Source organism: Oleiphilus sp. HI0061, from assembly GCF_001635675.1.
Window position 1 is genome coordinate 1 of the sequence record NZ_LWFE01001702.1, and the last position, 941, is coordinate 941.

2 protein-coding genes are annotated in these 941 nt (G+C 50.4%); both read left to right on the top strand.

The window, feature by feature from the left end:
• On the top strand, window positions 1-369 hold a 369-nt coding region (gene nrdR / locus A3735_RS26250), incomplete at its 5' end, for a transcriptional regulator NrdR (RefSeq protein ID WP_068638939.1).
• The coding region (ribD, locus tag A3735_RS26255) for a bifunctional diaminohydroxyphosphoribosylaminopyrimidine deaminase/5-amino-6-(5-phosphoribosylamino)uracil reductase RibD (RefSeq protein WP_068638941.1) at window positions 359-941 on the top strand (583 nt) is incomplete at its 3' end. The genes nrdR and ribD, both read left to right, overlap by 11 nt.

The following is a 941-nucleotide window of genomic DNA, read 5'->3' on the forward strand; positions in this document are numbered from 1 at the left end:
GAACGCTTTACTACCTTTGAAACTGCTGAGCTGGTGATGCCGAGAGTGGTTAAGCAGGATGGCACTCGTCAACCTTTTGATGAGGACAAGCTCAACAGAGGCTTCACCAAGGCTTTGGAAAAGCGCCCCGTCAGTATTGAGGCGATTGAAAGCGCGATCAATAACATTAAGGCCCGATTGAGAGCAACAGGCGAGAGAGAGCTAAAAGCGATTGCTATTGGTGAAGAAGTGATGAAAGAGCTGCGTCGCCTGGATGAGGTGGCTTATGTTCGTTTTGCCTCTGTCTATCGTAGTTTCCAGGATATCAATGAATTTAAGGAAGAAGTTGATCGGCTAGCTCGTTCTGAGAATACCAAAAATGACGCTTAGTGCTTTCTCAATAGATGACGCTCACTATATGGCTGAAGCTTTGCGCTTGGCCAATAAAGGGGTGTATACAACCCAGCCAAACCCACGGGTAGGTTGTGTCTTGGTGAGGGGCGGTCAAATTGTGGGGCGTGGTTGGCATAAGAAGGCCGGAACAGGGCATGCAGAGGTAAACGCCCTCGCTGAAGCGGGAGGACTCGCGCAAGGTTCGACAGCTTACGTTACTTTGGAACCCTGCAGCCACTTTGGTCGAACACCTCCCTGTGCTAAAGCCTTAATTGATGCTCAAGTATCTGAGGTGGTTGCTGCGATGCTGGATCCGAATCCTGAGGTGTCAGGTCGAGGCTTTAAACTTCTGGAGGATGCGGGAATAAAAGTACGCTATGGCTTGATGGAAGCTGAGGCGCGGGCACTTAATCAAGGCTTTATTAAGCGAATGGAAACTGGTTTGCCTTATCTTCGGATTAAAATGGCGACCAGTGTTGATGGTCGTACCGCCATGGAGTCCGGGGAAAGTCAGTGGATAACTGGCCCGGCTGCACGTTCTGACGTACAGCGTTTGCGTGCCCGAAGCT